Below are 14,732 nucleotides of genomic sequence, written 5' to 3'. Positions count from 1 at the left end.
GTCATGAGCTGGAACGTCCGCATCGGTATCAATCCCCTGTCGTGGATGAACGACGACCTGCCGTCGCTCGGCGGCGAGACGCCGCTCGAAACGGCGCTGAAGGAAGGCGCCGAAATCGGCTATGTGGGCTTCGAGCTCGGCAACAAGTTTCCGAAGACGGGCCCCGAGTTGAAGGCGAAGCTCGCCGAGTTCGGCCTCGTGTGCGTGTCGGGCTGGTATTCGGGCTTCCTCGCCGAGGTCGAGCCGGGCATGAGCGACGCCGATGCGGTCGCCGCCGAGATCGAGCGCTGCCGCGCGCACATGACGAAGCTGCAGTACAACGACGTGAAGGTGGTGGTGTACGGCGAATGCGCGGGCACGATCCAGGGCAACATCGACACGCCGGTCGCGAAGCGGCCGCGCTTCGTCGACGATGAAGCCTGGCGGCGCTACGCGGCACGCCTCGACGCATTCGGCGCGCACCTGCTCGACACGTACGGGATCAAGCTCGCCTACCATCACCACATGGGCGCGTACGTCGAGTCGCCCGACGACGTCGACCGGCTGATGGCGCTGACCGACCCGGCGAAGGTGTTCCTGCTGTTCGATACCGGCCACGCGTATTTCGGCGGCGCGGCCGACCCGGTGACGCTGCTGAAGAAGCATGTATCGCGGGTGGTCCACGTGCATTGCAAGGACGTGCGGCCGCAGGTCGTCACGCAGGCGCGCAACGACGGCTGGAGCTTCCTGAACGGCGTGATCAACGGCACCTTCACGGTGCCGGGCGACGGCGCGCTCGACTACGAGGCGACGCTGCACACGCTGAAGGACGCCGGCTACGAAGGCTGGCTCGTCGTCGAGGCCGAGCAGGATCCGGCCGTCGCGCCGAGCTATGCGTATGCGAAGAAAGGCTACGAATCGCTGCGCGCGATCGTCGACCGGTTGAGCGCGTGAGCACGTGAACGCATGAGCCCTACTCTATTGCGGAGCCCCACCCCATGACGATGTCTCCCCTGCTGGTCAAGGCTTCTGCCGACCGCGAAATCTGCAACGTCACGCCCGAGTCGGCCGGCTGGAAGCACGTCGGTTTCCGGGCGCTGCGCCTGAAGGCCGGCGACACCGAAACGCTCGACACCGGCACGCGCGAGCTGTGCGTCGTCGTGCTCACCGGCACGGTGCGCGCGGACGTCGACGGCAACACCTACGATGCGCTCGGCAAGCGCGACAGCGTCTTCGAGGACGTTTCGCCGGACGCGCTGTACGTGCCGGGCGGCAAGACGGTCACGCTGGTCGCGACGCGCGATGCGGAAATCGCGCTGTGCACCGCGCCGTACGCGAGCGGCGACAAGCCCGTGCAACGCCTCGACGGCGAGCGGATGCGCCGCTCAGTACGCGGGCAAGGCACCAACACGCGCTACGTGTGCGACATCCTGATGGGCGACAACCCGGCCGCCGACCGGCTGCTCGTGGTCGAGGTCGTCACGCCGGCCAGCCATTCGAGCAGCTATCCGCCGCACAAGCACGATCGCGACGCGGCACCCGACGAAACGTCGCTCGAGGAAACCTACTACCACCGGATCGATCCGCCGCAGGGTTTCGCATTCCAGCGCGTGTACACCGACGATCGCAGCCTCGACGAAGCGTGCGCGGTCGAGGACCACGACGTCGTGATGGTGCCGCGCGGCTACCACCCGGTCGTCGCGCCGCACGGCTACAACCTGTACTACCTGAACGTGATGGCCGGGCCGAGCCGCGCGTGGGCGTTCAAGAACGATCCCGCGCACGAATGGATGCTCGACGCACCGAAGCGCTGATGGAAAGACGGGCCGGCGCGCGGCCCGTGACGATGCGACGCCCGGCACGCGCACCCAGAGCCGGCGACGCCACGGAGCCGCCATGGTGACGACCCTCTTTCGCCTCGAACCCCAAGCCTTCGACGACGACGCGTCGAACCCCGCGCTGCCGCGCTTCAATGCGGAGGTCGCCCGCCGGATGGGGGAGATCGCGGTCAACCTCGCGTCGCGCCGCGGGCTGCCGATCGCCGTGAGCATCGTCGGCGAGCAGGCGCCGCTGTTCTACTGCGCGCTCGACGGCAGCCATGCCGATGACAGCGACGCGATCCGCCGGCGGCAGAACACGGTGTTGCGCTTCGGCCTCAGTTCGCTCGCGGTCGGCGAGCGCTTTCGCCGCGCCGGCTGGTCGCTGCAGTCGCAGGGGCTGTCGGACGACGACTATGCGCTCGACGGCGGCGGCGTGCCGTTGCGGATCGCCGGTGCCGGCATCGTCGGCGCGATGACGATCGCGGGGCTCGATTCGGAACACAATCACGCGCTCGTCGTCGAGAGCCTGCAGTGGCACGTCGGCCGTTACGCGCTCGCGATGCACGCGTAACGGCACGGGCGGTGCGACCGGCGCGGACGCGCCGATGCCCCGCCCTCCACGATCAGTTCAACCCGCCGCTCACGACGAGATGCTCGCCGGTCATCCAGCGTGCATCGTCCGATGCGAGGAACACCGCAACCGACGCGATGTCGTCCGGCTCGCCCAGGCGGCCGAGCGGCGTCTCGCTGCGCACCTGCTTGTCGAGATCGGAACCGATGATGCCCGCGCTGTGCGTGCCCTCGGTCACGATCATCCCCGGGTTGATCGCGTTCACGCGAATCTTGCGCGGGCCGAGTTCGAGCGCGAGCACGCCGGTGATCGCGTCGACCGCGCCCTTGGTACCGCTGTAGACGGCGCTGGCGGGCGGCGTGATGCTGGTCACCACCGAGCTGATGTTGATGATGCTCGCGCCTTCGCCGAGATGCTTGACGGCTGCCTGCGTCATCAGCAGCACGCCGAACACGTTCGTGTCGAACTGGCGGCGGTAATGCTCTTCCGTGATCGCCTCGATCGCGCCGAATTCGTACACGCCGGAATTGTTGACGAGCACGTCGAGACGGCCGTACGTGTCGATCGCCGTATCGACGATGCGCTGCGCGTCGGCTGCCTTCGACACGTCGCCGCCCACCGCGACCGCGCGCCCGCCGGCTTCGACGATCGCACCGACGACCGCGTCGGCACCCGCCTTGCTGCTCGCATAGTTGACGACGACCGACGCGCCTTCCGCGGCCAGCGCCTTCGCGATCGCCGCGCCGATGCCCTTCGATCCGCCGGTGACGATTGCGACCTTGTTTGCCAGCTTGCTCATGATTTCATTCCTCAGTCCAAGACTTTCGATGGATGGCGCCGGTTGCCGCGCGGGTACCTGGAGGCGTGGAGGCGGCGACCGGCATGACTGGCAATTTACTGTGCGGCCGGGTGGCGATAAAGCGGCTCGGCACGAATTGACTGGCAGAGTTTGCCGAACAATCGCGCGCGCACCGTCAGCCGGCGCTCAGCCATGCGTTCGCGACCTCGCCGCCCAGGCCATCGAGCGCGCCGTCGTAGACGATCCGTCCGCGCCCCATCACGGCGACGCGCCGCGCGAGCCGCGGCGCGAACTGCAGCCGCTGCTCGATCAGCACGATCGCAACGCCGTCGGCCTGCAGCGCGGCGAGGCACGCGCCGACTTCGTCGACCGCCAGCGGCGCGAGCCCTTCGGCCGGTTCGTCGACGAGCAGCACGCGCGGGCGGCCGGCCAACGCCCGCACCAGCGCGAGCACCTGCTGCTCGCCGCCCGACAGCCGCCCCGCCTTCACGTCCGCGCGCGCGGCCAGCAACGGAAAACGTTCGAACAGCCGTTCGAGCGCCGCACGTTCGGCCGCACCGCTGGCACCGCGCAGCCCGAGCCGCAGGTTGTCGCGTACCGTCAGCAGCGGAAACACGTCGCGGCTTTCGGCCACGTAAGCAACGCCGCGCCGCGCGATCTCGAACGTGCGTGCGCCCACGCATTCGGCGCCGGCGATGCGCACCGAACCAGCCGTGCGCACGAGCCCCATGACCGCCTTCGCAAGCGTCGAGCGCCCCGAGCCGTTACGGCCGAGCAGCGCGAGCGTCTCGCCCGGCGCCAGCGCGAGATCGACGCCGTCGAGCACCGGTTGCAGCCCGTACCACGCGCGCAGATCGCGAATCTCGAGCAACGCGCTCATGGATGGCCCTCGCCCAGATAGGCGGCACGCACGGCCGGATCGGCGCGGATCGCCTCCGGCGCGCCGGTCGCGACCACCGTGCCGCGCACGAGCACCGTGATGCGTTCAGCGAAGCCGAACACCGCATCCATGTCGTGCTCGATCAGCAGGACCGTGCGCCCCTGCGTCGTCGCACGAATCAGCGCAATCATCCGCGCCGCCTGCGCACGGCTCATGCCGGCCGTCGGCTCGTCGAGCAGCAGCGTGCGTGCGCCGCTCGCGAGCGCGATCCCGAGATCGAGCGCGCGCTGTTCCGCATAGCTCAGTTCGCCGGCCAGCGTGTCGCGGTGCGCATCGAGGCCGATGTCGTGCAGCACGCGCGCGGCCGCACGATCGACCGACGCCGATTCGCGCAGCCGGTTCCACCAGCGCCGCCGTTCGGCCGGCGCATGCAGCGCCGCGCAGCGCAGGTTGTCGAACACGGTGAGCCGCGCGAACGCGCTCGTCTGCTGGAAACTGCGGCCGATGCCGAGCCGGCTCGCGACGACCGGCCCGCGCCCGCGCAGCTCGACACCGTGCAGCACGACGCGTCCGCGCGTGGGCCGCGTCGCACCGGCGATCACGCCGAACAGCGTCGACTTGCCCGCACCGTTCGGCCCGATCAGCGCATGACGCTCGCCGGCCGCGATGCTCAGCTCGACGCCGTCGAGCACCGTCTGCGCGCCGAAGCGCTGCACGACGCCGTGAAGCGCGATCGCGTTGCCGTTCATCGTCCGTCCTCCCGCTTGCCGGCCTGCCCGCCCGGCACGAGCCGCGCGCGCCAGCCCCACAGCAGCGTGCCGATACCGAACGCGGAGCATGCGACGGCCCAGCCGGCCGGCGTATCGGCATCGATACCCCAGGCGCCGAACGCGAAGCCCGCGCCGTCGTCCTGCGCGAAGCGCCACGCATAGCCGAGCTCGGCCGCGCAGACGATCGCGACGCTCCAGAACAGGCACGCGCCGACCGCGCACAGCATGCGCCACCGCTCGGCCGCCGGCGCGCCGCGCCGCCACGCATGCGCGAGCGCTTGCACGATGCCGGCGATCCCGCGCGGCGCGGCCACGACGATCGCGACGAACAGCACGCCGAGATACAGTGCCCACGCGCGCGAAACGCCCGCCACGACGATGCTCAGCACGGTCAGCACGACGGCCCCGGCCGCCGGCCCGAAGAACGCGCCGGTGCCGCCGATCACCGCGGCGATCAGCACGGTCGCCGAACGTGCCATCGACACGCTGTCGGGCGTCGCGATTTCGACGTCGATCAGCGTCAGCGTGCCGGCGACGCCTGCGAAAAACGATGCGCAGGTGACCATCGCGAGCCGCACGCGGCGCGGATCGGTGCCGAGCGCGGCGACGCGCACGGGGTTGTCGCGCACCGCATTCGCGAGCCGCGCGAGCGGCGTGCGTGTCAGCGCGTGCATGGCCCACGCCGACACGACGCACCATGTCGCGATCACCGCATAAGCCTGGACCGGCGCGCCGAAATGCCAGCCGCCCCATGGCGTGCCGGTCGCGCGGTCGATCGGCACGCCGCCGATCCCGCCGAACCAGGCGGGCACGCTCCACGCGGCGGCCGCAACGCATTCGCCGAGCCCGAGCGTGATCATCGCGAACGCGGTGCCCGAACGGCGCGTCGCGAGCAGCCCGGCGGCGAAGCCGAACCCGGCACCGGCCACGCCGCCGACGAGCGGCAACAGCGGCAGCGGGCCGCCAAAGTGATTGAACCAGTGCGCGGCCGTGAACGCGCCGAGGCCCGCGAACGCGGCATGCCCGAACGACAGCAGCCCGGTCGTGCCGAGCTGCAGGTTGTACGACAGGGCGAGCACGACGAGCACGGCCGTCTGCGCGAGATAGCCGAGCACCGCGCCATGCGGCCACAGCCACGCGGGCAGCGCGACGCAGGCGGCAAACAGGGACCAGCGCGCGACGCCGGCGAGCGCGCGGTTACGCATCGGCACGCTCGCCGAACAGCCCGCGCGGCCGCGCGACCAGCACCGCGACGAGCAGCAGGTACGGCACCAGCGGCGCCAGCTGCGCGATCGACACCGCGGCCACGCTGTCGGGCAGCGCGATGCCGGCCCATTCCGTGAGGTCGCGCAGCGACGTATCGCTCGCGGCCGCGAAGGTCTGCGCGAAGCCGACCGCGAGCGACGCCGCGAACGCGCCGCCGAGCGAGCCGAGCCCGCCGATCACGACGACCGCGAACACGACCGACCCGACGGTTTCGGCCAGCGCGGGTTCGATCACCGCGAGCGGCGCGCCGATCACGCCGGCCAGCGCCGCGAGCGCGGTGCCCGCGCCGAACAGCGCCGTCATCACGCGCGACACGTCGTAGCCGAGCGCCTCGACGGCCGCGCGGTGCGTGAGCGCCGCGCGCACCACGAGCCCGATGCGCGACGCACGCAGCAGCGCGCCGAGCGCGACGAGCATCGCTGCGGACATCGCCATCATGAACAGCCGGTAGCGCGGCAGCGCGAGGCCGAATACGGACACGGGCGCACCGTCGAACAGCGCCGGCACGGGCGCCGGCAGCGGCGCGAGGCCCCACACGAGTTTCGCGCCCTCGCCGATCAGGTACGCGAGGCCGAAGGTCAGCAGCAGTTCGCTCGTATGGCCGCGCGCCTGCACGCGGCGCAGCAGCATGCGCTCGCAGCCGGCGCCGAGCAGCCCGACCGCGAGCGGCGCGAGCAGCAGCGCGGGCCAGAAACCCGCGCGGGCCGCGATGCTGTAGCCGACATACGCGCCGAGCATGTAGAAGCTCGCATGCGCGAAGTTGAGCACGCCCTGCACGCTGAAGATCAGCGTGAGTCCGGCCGACAGCATGAACAGCAGCAAGCCGTAGCTGAGGCCATTGAAGGCCTGGAGCGCGAACGCGTGCACCGCGCAGTCAGGTGGCGAGCGGCTCGAGCGCGGCGCGCAGCGCGTCGGGCAGCGGCACCGGCCGGCGCGTGCCGCGATCGACGTACACGTGCACGAAATGCCCCAGTGCGGCGGGCGTGGCTTCGCCCTGCGCGAACAGCCCGACCTCGTAGCGCACGCTCGACGTGCCGAGCTTCACGACCCGCAGCCCCGCGTCGACCGACTGCGGAAACACCAGCGGCGCGAAGTAGTTGCACTGCGTCTCGACCACGAGGCCGATCGTCTGCCCGTGCTCGACGTCGAGCACACCGGCGCGGATCAGGTATTCGTTCACGACCGTGTCGAAGTAGCTGTAGTAGACGACGTTGTTCACGTGCCCGTAGACGTCGTTGTCCATCCAGCGGGTCGTGATCGGCAGGAAGTGGCGATAGGCGTCGCGCGGACGCGGTTGCGGCTTGTCGGACATGGCGATGGCGGTCAGGACGAGGGAAGCGAGGTGGACGAAGCGCGGCGACCGCATGACGCGGTGCGCCGGCAAGACGCGGAACGCCGCGCCGCGATCGCTCGCGGCACGGCGGATGCAACGCTGCGGGCGGGCCGACCCGTCACTGCCCCGGCCGGTCGACGAACTCGAAATCGAGGCCGCGCGCACGCATCCAGTCGGCGAGCGCAACACCCGTGCCGGCGCGCCACGGGCGCAGCAGCGGCGGATCGACGAGCTTGTATTCGAGCAGTTCCGGTGACAGCGCGACCGTGCCCGACGCACGCACGTGGTACGCGATGATCAGCTCGTTCTTGCGGATGAATTCGTAGACGCCGACGAGCGACACGTGCTCGGCCTTCAGCGCCGTTTCCTCGAACACCTCGCGCGCGATGCCGTCCTCGGGCGTCTCGCCGTTCTCGAGGAAACCGGTGATCAGCGCGAACATCCCTTCGGGCCAGGCCGCGTTGCGCGCGAGCAGGATCTTGCCGTCGAGCTCGACGATCGCGGCGACGACGGGCAGCGGGTTGTTCCAGTGGACATAGCCGCAGCTGTCGTCGGGGCACGCCTGGCGAATGCGGCCGCCTTCATGGTCGGGATCGGCGCGCTCGGTGAGCGGGCTCGCGCAGCGCGGGCAAAAGCGGTAGTCGGCGGTGGTCATCGATGGAGATCTGGCGAGCGCCGGACGGCCGCCAGCCGGCTGCCCGCGCACCCGCTCGGCGCGGGAAAGGCTTCATTCTAGCGAGTTTGCCCGTGCCGCAGACGATCCGTCCCCGTCGATATCAGGGTTGCAGGCGCCCTCGTACGGCGGTCGCCGCGAAGCCGGCGGCGCCCAGCAGCAGCGCGGCCACCGCCACCCACAGCGCAGGAGAAAACGACCCGAAGCGCGCGGCCAGCGGTGCCGCGACGAGCGGACCGAGAATCTGCCCGACCCCGTACGACGCGGTCGCATAGCCCATCAGCCCGGCGGCCCGCTCGCCGTGCAAACGCCGCGCCTCGCGCATCGCGAACAGCGTGATCGCGGTGAACGGCAGGCCGAGCAGCGCACTGCCGACCGAGAAGCCGGCCGCGTTCGGCCACACGATCCCGGCGGCAATGCCGAGCGCCTGCGTCGCGCAGCCGGCGGCCAGCAGCAGCCGGTTGTCCCAGTGCCCGGGCAGCCGCGCGGCAGTGATCGCGCCGACGATCAGCGCCGCGCCGAACATCGGCCAGAACAGGTCGGGCCACGGCGAACCGGCCGGCAGCGCGGCGCGCGCGATCACGGGCAGGAACGTCGCGGTGATGATGTAGCCGAAGCCCGGCATGCCGTACAGCACGACGAGCCATGCGGCGTCCGCGCGATGGCCGCGCGGTTGGGCCGGCATCGCCGCAGTTGCGGCGGCCGCGTGCGGCGCGGCGCCACCCGGCGCTCCGGCTTGCGCCGGGGCAACGGCAAACGTGCGCCAGATCGCGACCGACAGCACGGCCGACAGCGCCGCGAAACCGAGCCAGCCCGACGCCGCGCGCTGGCCGACCAGTGCGCTGCCGATCAGCCCCGTCACCACGATACCGACGCCGGGCCCTGCGTAGATCACCCCGCTCCACTCGGGCGCATGCAGCTCGGCCAGCCGCCTCAGCCCCCATTGCGACACGAATACGAACGTCCATGCACTGACGACGCCCGCGACGAAGCGCACCGCGAGCCACACCGGCAACAGATGGCCGACGCCCATCGCGGCGGTGAGCAGCACGGTGGCCACGAGCCCGAAGCGCACCATTCGCGCAGGCGCAATGCGCACCGCTGCGCAACTGACCGCGCCGACGAAGTAGCCCGCGTAGTTCGCCGAGGCGAGCCAGCCGCCGGCCTTCAGGCCGATCGAGCCGTCCGCGAGCATCAGCGGCAATAAGGGCGTGAACGCAAAGCGGCCGACGCCGAGCACGACCGCGAGGCCGACCATGCAGGCCAGTGCAGCCGTGCGGGCGCGGCGGTCGGCATCATCGACGGGAGGCGCGCCGGCGGCGGCGGTCGGGGCATCGGAGCGGGACATGGCGGCATGAGCCGGCGTTCAACGCGCCAGCCGGATCGGAAATTGGAATGCTGCCATCCTAGCTTGACCAAACGTTCTCGAAAAATGAATAATTAAGAATCCACTCATCGCTCGGAGAGAATCATGGATCTGGCGGCGCTGGCGATTTTCCGGGCCGTGGTGCGCGAGAACGGTGTGACGCGCGCGGCGGCCAAGCTCAATCGCGTGCAGTCGAACGTCACGACGCGCATCAAGCAGCTCGAGGAAGAACTCGGCGCGGCGCTGTTCGTGCGCGACGGCCGCCGGCTGGTGCTGACGCCGGCCGGGCACACGCTGCTGCCGTATGCGGAGCGCCTGCTCGCGCTCGCCGACGAGGCGCGCGACGCGGTGCGCGAGGACACGCCGCGCGGGCGGCTGCGGCTCGGCACGATGGAGAGCACGGCCGCCAGCCGCCTGCCGACCGTGCTCGCGCGCTATCACCACGCGTGGCCCGACGTGTCGCTCGAGCTGCTGACGGGCACGACGGGCTGGCTGATCGACCGTGTGCGCGACTTCGAGATCGACGCCGCGCTGTTCGCCCGCCCGCCCGCGCCGAACATGCTGCCCGACACGTTCGAGACGGTGCCGGTCTTCCGTGAGGACCTGGTGCTGCTCACCCCGCGCGGCCATCCGCCGGTGCGCACGCCGCGCGACGTGATCCTGCCGACGCTGATCGCATTCGAGCGCGGCTGCTCGTATCGCAAGTACGTCGAGCAGTGGTACGCCGCGCACGGCGTCAAACCGGCGCGCGTGCTCGAACTCGGGTCGTATCACGCGATCGTCGCGTGCGTCGCAGCGGGTGCCGGCGTCGCGGTCGCGCCGCGTTCGGTGCTCGACCTGCAGCCGGAAACCGGCAACGTCGCCGCGCACGCGATCCCCGAACTGGAAGGCATCGACACGCTGCTCGCTTGGCGTCAGGGTTATGCATCGGCGGCGTTGGCCGCGTTGCGCGAGGCGCTCACCGAAGCCGCGCGGCAGCCGGACGGGGCAACGAAGCCGTCGGACACCATACCGGCCTGAATCGCCGGGCGGCCAGCACGCGTTGTGCCGGCGCACCAACAAAAAGACCCGACCGGCACATGCCGATCGGGTCTTTCTCATTTCAAGCGATGCCGCCACGAGACGGCATCGCATCGGTCGCGACGATCAGAGCCGCTCTTCGACCCAGCCCTTCACGCCAGCCAGCGCGCCCGGCAGGTTCGCCGGCTCGGTGCCGCCAGCCTGCGCCATGTCCGGACGGCCACCGCCCTTGCCGCCGACCTGCTGCGCGACGAAGTTCACGAGCTCGCCGGCCTTGACCTTCTTGCTCGCGTCCGGCGTGACGCCCGCGATCAGGCTGACCTTGCCGCCTTCGACGGCGGCCAGCACGATCGCCGCGCTCTTCAGCTTGTCCTTCAGCTTGTCGACCGTTTCGCGCAACGTCTTCGCGTCGGCGCCGTCGAGCGTCGCGGCCAGCACGAACACGCCGCCGATTTCGATGGCCTGCTGCGCGAGCTCGTCGCCCTGGCTCGATGCGAGCTTCGACTTCAGCGCGCCCAGTTCCTTCTCGAGCGACTTCACCTGGTCCTGCACCTGCGCGATACGCTGCGTGAGCTCCGACGGCTGCGCCTTCAGCGCGGCCGCGGCTTCGTTCACGCGGGCGTCGAGTTCCTGCACGTAGCGCACCGCGTTGTCACCGGTGATCGCCTCGACACGGCGGATGCCGGCCGCGACGCCGCCTTCGACGACGATCTTGAAGAAGCCGATGTCGCCGCTGCGGCTCACGTGCGTGCCGCCGCACAGTTCGCGCGAGAAGCCGAGGTCGAGCACGCGCACTTCATCGCCGTACTTCTCGCCAAACAGCGCCATCGCGCCGCCCTTCACCGCTTCGTCGTACGGCATCACGCGCACGATGCCCGGCGCGTTGGCCAGGATTTCGTTGTTGACGATCTGCTCGACGCGACGGATTTCGTCGTCGGTCATCGGTGCGTTGTGCGCGAAGTCGAAGCGGGTCTTTTCTGCGTCGACCAGCGAACCCTTCTGCTGCACGTGCGCGCCGAGCACTTCGCGCAGCGCCTTGTGCATCAGGTGGGTGGCCGAGTGGTTGCGCTGCGTGCGTGCGCGGCGATGCGCGTCGATTTCCGCGCGCAGCACGTCGCCGACCTTCAGCGTGCCTTGTTCCAGCGTGCCGTGGTGGCCGATCACGTCGGCCTGCACCTTCAGCGTATCGGCCACCGCGAAGCGCGTCGCGGCGTTCGCGAGCACGCCCTGGTCGCCGACCTGGCCACCCGATTCCGCGTAGAACGGCGTGTGGTCGAGCACGACGACCGCGTCCTGGCCGGTCTTCACTTCGTTGACCGACGAACCGTCGACGTACAGCGCGACGATCTTCGCGTCGTCGAACGCGATTTCTTCATAGCCGTGGAAGGTGGTCTTCGCGCCCGAGTATTCGAGGCCCTGCGTGGCCTTGAACTTGCCGGCCGCACGCGCCTGTTCGCGCTGGCGCGCCATCGCGTCGTCGAACGCCGGTTCGTCGACCGTCATCCCGCGCTCGCGGCACACGTCGGCCGTGAGGTCGAGCGGGAAGCCGTAGGTGTCGTGCAGCTTGAACGCGAGCTCGCCGTCGAGCACCTTGCCGCCCTTCGCTTCGACGTCGGCCAGCGCGGCTTCGAGGATCGACATGCCGTGTTCGATCGTCTCGAAGAAGCGCTCTTCTTCCTGGCGCAGCACGTCGGTCACGCGCTGTTCGGCTTCCTTCAGCTCCGGATACGCGACGCCCATCTCGGCGACGAGGTCGGCCACCAGCTTGTGGAAGAACGCGCCCTTGCGGCCGAGCTTGTAGCCGTGGCGGATCGCGCGGCGCACGATGCGGCGCAGCACGTAGCCGCGGCCTTCGTTGCCGGGAATCACGCCGTCGACGATCAGGAACGAGCACGCGCGGATGTGATCGGCGATCACCTTCAGCGAGTTGTTCGTGAGGTCGCTGATTTCGGTCACGCGCGCGGCGGCCTTGATCAGGTTCTGGAACAGGTCGATCTCGTAGTTGCTGTGCACGTGCTGCAGCACCGCGGCGAGACGCTCGAGGCCCATGCCGGTGTCGACCGACTGCTTCGGCAGGCGCGTCATGTTGCCCTGCGCGTCGCGGTTGAACTGCATGAACACGAGGTTCCAGATCTCGATGTAGCGATCGCCGTCTTCTTCAGGCGATCCCGGCGGGCCGCCCCACACGTCCGGGCCGTGATCGTAGAAGATTTCCGTGCACGGGCCGCACGGGCCCGTGTCGCCCATCGTCCAGAAGTTGTCCGACGCGTAGCGCGCGCCCTTGTTGTCGCCGATGCGGATGATGCGCTCGGTCGGCACGCCGACTTCCTTCGCCCAGATGTCGTACGCTTCGTCGTCTTCCTGGTAGACCGTGACCCACAGCTTTTCCTTCGGCAGCTGGTAGACCGTGGTCAGCAGCTCCCACGCGAACTTGATCGCGTCGTGCTTGAAGTAGTCGCCGAACGAGAAGTTGCCGAGCATCTCGAAGAACGTGTGGTGGCGCGCCGTGTAGCCGACGTTCTCGAGGTCGTTGTGCTTGCCGCCCGCGCGCACGCTGCGCTGCGCCGTCGTGGCGCGCGAGTACGGGCGCGGATCCGTGCCGAGGAACACGTCCTTGAACTGGACCATGCCCGAGTTCGTGAACATCAGCGTGGGGTCGTTACCGGGCACGAGGCTCGACGAGCGGACGATCGTGTGGCCCTTCGATTCGAAGAATTTGAGGAATTTCTCGCGGATTTCGGCAGCTTTCATGGCGTGCGGGGACAGTCTGGCAAAGACGGCTTCAAACGCCGGCGCCCTTGGCGGGGCGCGCGGCGGCATGGATTCGGAAACGATCGATTATACGGGATCGGGGCCGGCTTCCGGGCAAAGCGCCGGCAAAGCGGCTCGGCCCTCCCGCCGGCCCGGCTGGGCCACTCGCGCGGCCGATTCGCCTTAAGATGCTCGGCATGCCAACCGGCCTTGCACGACAAGGCCAGCCATGAAAGGAGACGATTCGACGATGGGTGCCCTGAGCCATATCCGCGTGCTGGACCTCACCCGCGTGCTCGCGGGCCCGTGGTGCGCACAGACGCTTGCCGATTTCGGCGCGGACGTGATCAAGGTCGAGCGCCCCGGCGCCGGCGACGACACGCGCCACTGGGGGCCGCCGTACCTGAAGGACGTGGACGGCGCGGATACCGCCGAGGCCGCGTACTACCTCGCGGCGAACCGCAACAAGCGCTCGGTGACGGTCGACATCGCGACGCCCGAGGGCCAGCAGATCGTGCGCGAACTCGCCGCGCAGAGCGACGTCGTGCTCGAGAACTACAAGGTCGGCCAGTTGAAGAAATACGGGCTCGATTACGAGTCGCTGCGCGCGGTGAAACCCGACCTCGTCTACTGCTCGGTCACCGGCTTCGGCCAGACCGGCCCGTACGCGCACCGCGCGGGCTACGACTTCATCATCCAGGGGATCGGCGGCTTCATGAGCATCACCGGCGAGCGCGACGGCGAGCCGGGCGGCGGCCCGCAGAAGGCAGGGGTCGCGATCGCCGACCTCGCGACCGGCCTCTACTCGACGATCGCGGTGCTCGCCGCGCTCGCGCACCGCGACCGGACCGGCGAAGGCCAGTACATCGACATGGCGCTGCTCGACGTGCAGGTCGCGCTGCTCGCGAACATGAACACCAACTTCCTCGCGAGCGGCAAGCCGCCGGTGCGCTGGGGCAATGCGCATCCGAACATCGTGCCGTACCAGACGTTCCAGACGCGCGACGGGTGGATCATCGTCGCGGTCGGCAACGACGGGCAGTTCCGCAAGTTCGTCGAGGCCGGCGGACAACCCGAGCTGGCCGACGACGAGCGTTTCGCGACGAATCCGTCGCGCGTACGCCACCGCGACACGCTGGTGCCGATCCTCGCGGAGATGGTGAAGGCGCGCGACAAGGCCGACTGGATCGGCGCGCTCGAAGCGGCCGGCGTGCCGTGCGGGCCGATCAACGATCTCGACGAGGTGTTCGACAACGAGCAGGTCGTCGCGCGCGGGATGCAGGTGTCGCTGCCGCACCCGTGCGGCGCGGACGCGAAGCTCGTGCGCAACCCGATCCGGATGAGCGCGACACCGCCCGACGCACGCACGGCGCCGCCGCTGCTCGGCGCACAGACCGACGACGTGCTGCGCGACATGCTCGGCTACGACGACGCGAAGATCGCCAGATTGCGGGCGAAACAGGCGATCTGAGCGGCGAGCCGGACGGATTGCGTCCGGCTCGTC

14 protein-coding genes are annotated in these 14,732 nt (G+C 69.8%); 5 read left to right on the top strand and 9 right to left on the bottom strand.

All coding sequences use genetic code 11. The features are described 5' to 3' along the window. Nucleotides 1-3: 3 nt before the first annotated feature. The 3 genes from iolE to ACN8ZM_RS07465 all read left to right on the top strand — a co-directional run bounded on the left by iolE (nt 4) and on the right by ACN8ZM_RS07465 (nt 2,370). On the top strand, nt 4-933 hold the full coding sequence (iolE, locus tag ACN8ZM_RS07475) for a myo-inosose-2 dehydratase (protein WP_301769467.1): 930 nt from the start codon (nt 4-6) through the stop codon (nt 931-933). 44 nt (nt 934-977) lie between these two features. Then, the gene (gene iolB / locus ACN8ZM_RS07470; RefSeq protein ID WP_420210894.1) at nt 978-1,793 is read left to right on the top strand and encodes a 5-deoxy-glucuronate isomerase; all 816 of its coding nucleotides are present in this window, start codon (nt 978-980) and stop codon (nt 1,791-1,793) included. A gap of 82 nt (nt 1,794-1,875) precedes the next feature. Then, complete coding sequence (locus ACN8ZM_RS07465; protein WP_175021947.1) at nt 1,876-2,370, top strand: heme-degrading domain-containing protein; 495 nt, start codon at nt 1,876-1,878, stop codon at nt 2,368-2,370. 52 nt (nt 2,371-2,422) lie between these two features. Here the strand turns inward: ACN8ZM_RS07465 and ACN8ZM_RS07460 are convergent, their stop codons facing one another. From ACN8ZM_RS07460 to ACN8ZM_RS07425, 8 genes are all read right to left on the bottom strand, one after another. After that, entirely contained in the window at nt 2,423-3,169 is a 747-nt protein-coding gene (locus ACN8ZM_RS07460; protein ID WP_043182481.1) for a glucose 1-dehydrogenase, read from the bottom strand. A 175-nt stretch (nt 3,170-3,344) separates the two neighbouring features. Beyond that, the gene (locus ACN8ZM_RS07455; RefSeq protein ID WP_043182480.1) at nt 3,345-4,049 is read right to left on the bottom strand and encodes an ABC transporter ATP-binding protein; all 705 of its coding nucleotides are present in this window, start codon (nt 4,047-4,049) and stop codon (nt 3,345-3,347) included. Further along, on the bottom strand, nt 4,046-4,798 hold the full coding sequence (locus ACN8ZM_RS07450) for an ABC transporter ATP-binding protein (RefSeq protein WP_043182479.1): 753 nt from the start codon (nt 4,796-4,798) through the stop codon (nt 4,046-4,048). The genes ACN8ZM_RS07455 and ACN8ZM_RS07450 overlap by 4 nt, the downstream gene beginning before the upstream one ends. After that, entirely contained in the window at nt 4,795-6,024 is a 1,230-nt protein-coding gene (locus ACN8ZM_RS07445) for a branched-chain amino acid ABC transporter permease (protein ID WP_420210893.1), read from the bottom strand. The genes ACN8ZM_RS07450 and ACN8ZM_RS07445 overlap by 4 nt, the downstream gene beginning before the upstream one ends. Then, nucleotides 6,017-6,952: a branched-chain amino acid ABC transporter permease gene (locus ACN8ZM_RS07440; protein WP_420210892.1), complete on the bottom strand. Its 936-nt coding sequence runs from the start codon at nt 6,950-6,952 to the stop codon at nt 6,017-6,019. Before ACN8ZM_RS07440 ends, ACN8ZM_RS07445 begins: the two co-directional genes overlap by 8 nt. Before the next feature lie 7 nt (nt 6,953-6,959). Next, on the bottom strand, nt 6,960-7,397 hold the full coding sequence (locus ACN8ZM_RS07435; RefSeq protein ID WP_420210986.1) for an acyl-CoA thioesterase: 438 nt from the start codon (nt 7,395-7,397) through the stop codon (nt 6,960-6,962). Between the two features lie 139 nt (nt 7,398-7,536). Continuing rightward, nucleotides 7,537-8,073, bottom strand: a complete 537-nt coding sequence (locus ACN8ZM_RS07430) for an NUDIX domain-containing protein (RefSeq protein ID WP_089456050.1) — start codon at nt 8,071-8,073, stop codon at nt 7,537-7,539. 121 nt (nt 8,074-8,194) lie between these two features. Beyond that, on the bottom strand, nt 8,195-9,439 hold the full coding sequence (locus ACN8ZM_RS07425; protein WP_420210891.1) for a YbfB/YjiJ family MFS transporter: 1,245 nt from the start codon (nt 9,437-9,439) through the stop codon (nt 8,195-8,197). Nucleotides 9,440-9,562: 123 nt separating this feature from the next. Between ACN8ZM_RS07425 and ACN8ZM_RS07420 the strand changes: the two genes are divergently transcribed. Continuing rightward, nucleotides 9,563-10,477 carry a LysR family transcriptional regulator gene (locus tag ACN8ZM_RS07420; protein ID WP_420210890.1) on the top strand — a complete coding sequence of 305 codons (915 nt, stop codon included), beginning with the start codon at nt 9,563-9,565 and terminating at the stop codon, nt 10,475-10,477. Between the two features lie 126 nt (nt 10,478-10,603). Here ACN8ZM_RS07420 and alaS read toward each other — a convergent pair whose 3' ends face one another. After that, nucleotides 10,604-13,228: an alanine--tRNA ligase gene (gene alaS / locus ACN8ZM_RS07415; RefSeq protein ID WP_089450324.1), complete on the bottom strand. Its 2,625-nt coding sequence runs from the start codon at nt 13,226-13,228 to the stop codon at nt 10,604-10,606. A gap of 250 nt (nt 13,229-13,478) precedes the next feature. Between alaS and ACN8ZM_RS07410 the strand changes: the two genes are divergently transcribed. Continuing rightward, nucleotides 13,479-14,699 (top strand): CaiB/BaiF CoA transferase family protein, encoded by a 1,221-nt coding sequence (locus tag ACN8ZM_RS07410; RefSeq protein WP_420210889.1) that lies wholly within the window; start codon nt 13,479-13,481, stop codon nt 14,697-14,699. The last annotated feature ends 33 nt before the right edge of the window (nt 14,700-14,732 follow it).

This window comes from Burkholderia aenigmatica (genome assembly GCF_048627025.1).
Classification (GTDB): domain Bacteria; phylum Pseudomonadota; class Gammaproteobacteria; order Burkholderiales; family Burkholderiaceae; genus Burkholderia; species Burkholderia aenigmatica.
Note: the sequence above shows the minus strand (reverse complement) of the source record. Positions and strands in the feature narration are given on the sequence as shown.

Excerpts from the sequence above, each read along its gene's own strand:
- ACN8ZM_RS07410 (WP_420210889.1), top strand. The coding sequence starts at position 13,479 with ATGGGTGCCCTGAGCCATATCCGCGTGCTGGACCTCACCCGCGTGCTC.
- ACN8ZM_RS07435 (WP_420210986.1), bottom strand. The coding sequence starts at position 7,397 with ATGTCCGACAAGCCGCAACCGCGTCCGCGCGACGCCTATCGCCACTTC.
- ACN8ZM_RS07460 (WP_043182481.1), bottom strand. The coding sequence starts at position 3,169 with ATGAGCAAGCTGGCAAACAAGGTCGCAATCGTCACCGGCGGATCGAAG.
- ACN8ZM_RS07425 (WP_420210891.1), bottom strand. The coding sequence starts at position 9,439 with ATGTCCCGCTCCGATGCCCCGACCGCCGCCGCCGGCGCGCCTCCCGTC.
- iolB (WP_420210894.1), top strand. The coding sequence starts at position 978 with ATGACGATGTCTCCCCTGCTGGTCAAGGCTTCTGCCGACCGCGAAATC.
- ACN8ZM_RS07445 (WP_420210893.1), bottom strand. The coding sequence starts at position 6,024 with ATGCGTAACCGCGCGCTCGCCGGCGTCGCGCGCTGGTCCCTGTTTGCC.
- iolE (WP_301769467.1), top strand. The coding sequence starts at position 4 with ATGAGCTGGAACGTCCGCATCGGTATCAATCCCCTGTCGTGGATGAAC.
- alaS (WP_089450324.1), bottom strand. The coding sequence starts at position 13,228 with ATGAAAGCTGCCGAAATCCGCGAGAAATTCCTCAAATTCTTCGAATCG.
- ACN8ZM_RS07430 (WP_089456050.1), bottom strand. The coding sequence starts at position 8,073 with ATGACCACCGCCGACTACCGCTTTTGCCCGCGCTGCGCGAGCCCGCTC.
- ACN8ZM_RS07450 (WP_043182479.1), bottom strand. The coding sequence starts at position 4,798 with ATGAACGGCAACGCGATCGCGCTTCACGGCGTCGTGCAGCGCTTCGGC.
- ACN8ZM_RS07420 (WP_420210890.1), top strand. The coding sequence starts at position 9,563 with ATGGATCTGGCGGCGCTGGCGATTTTCCGGGCCGTGGTGCGCGAGAAC.
- ACN8ZM_RS07465 (WP_175021947.1), top strand. The coding sequence starts at position 1,876 with ATGGTGACGACCCTCTTTCGCCTCGAACCCCAAGCCTTCGACGACGAC.
- ACN8ZM_RS07455 (WP_043182480.1), bottom strand. The coding sequence starts at position 4,049 with ATGAGCGCGTTGCTCGAGATTCGCGATCTGCGCGCGTGGTACGGGCTG.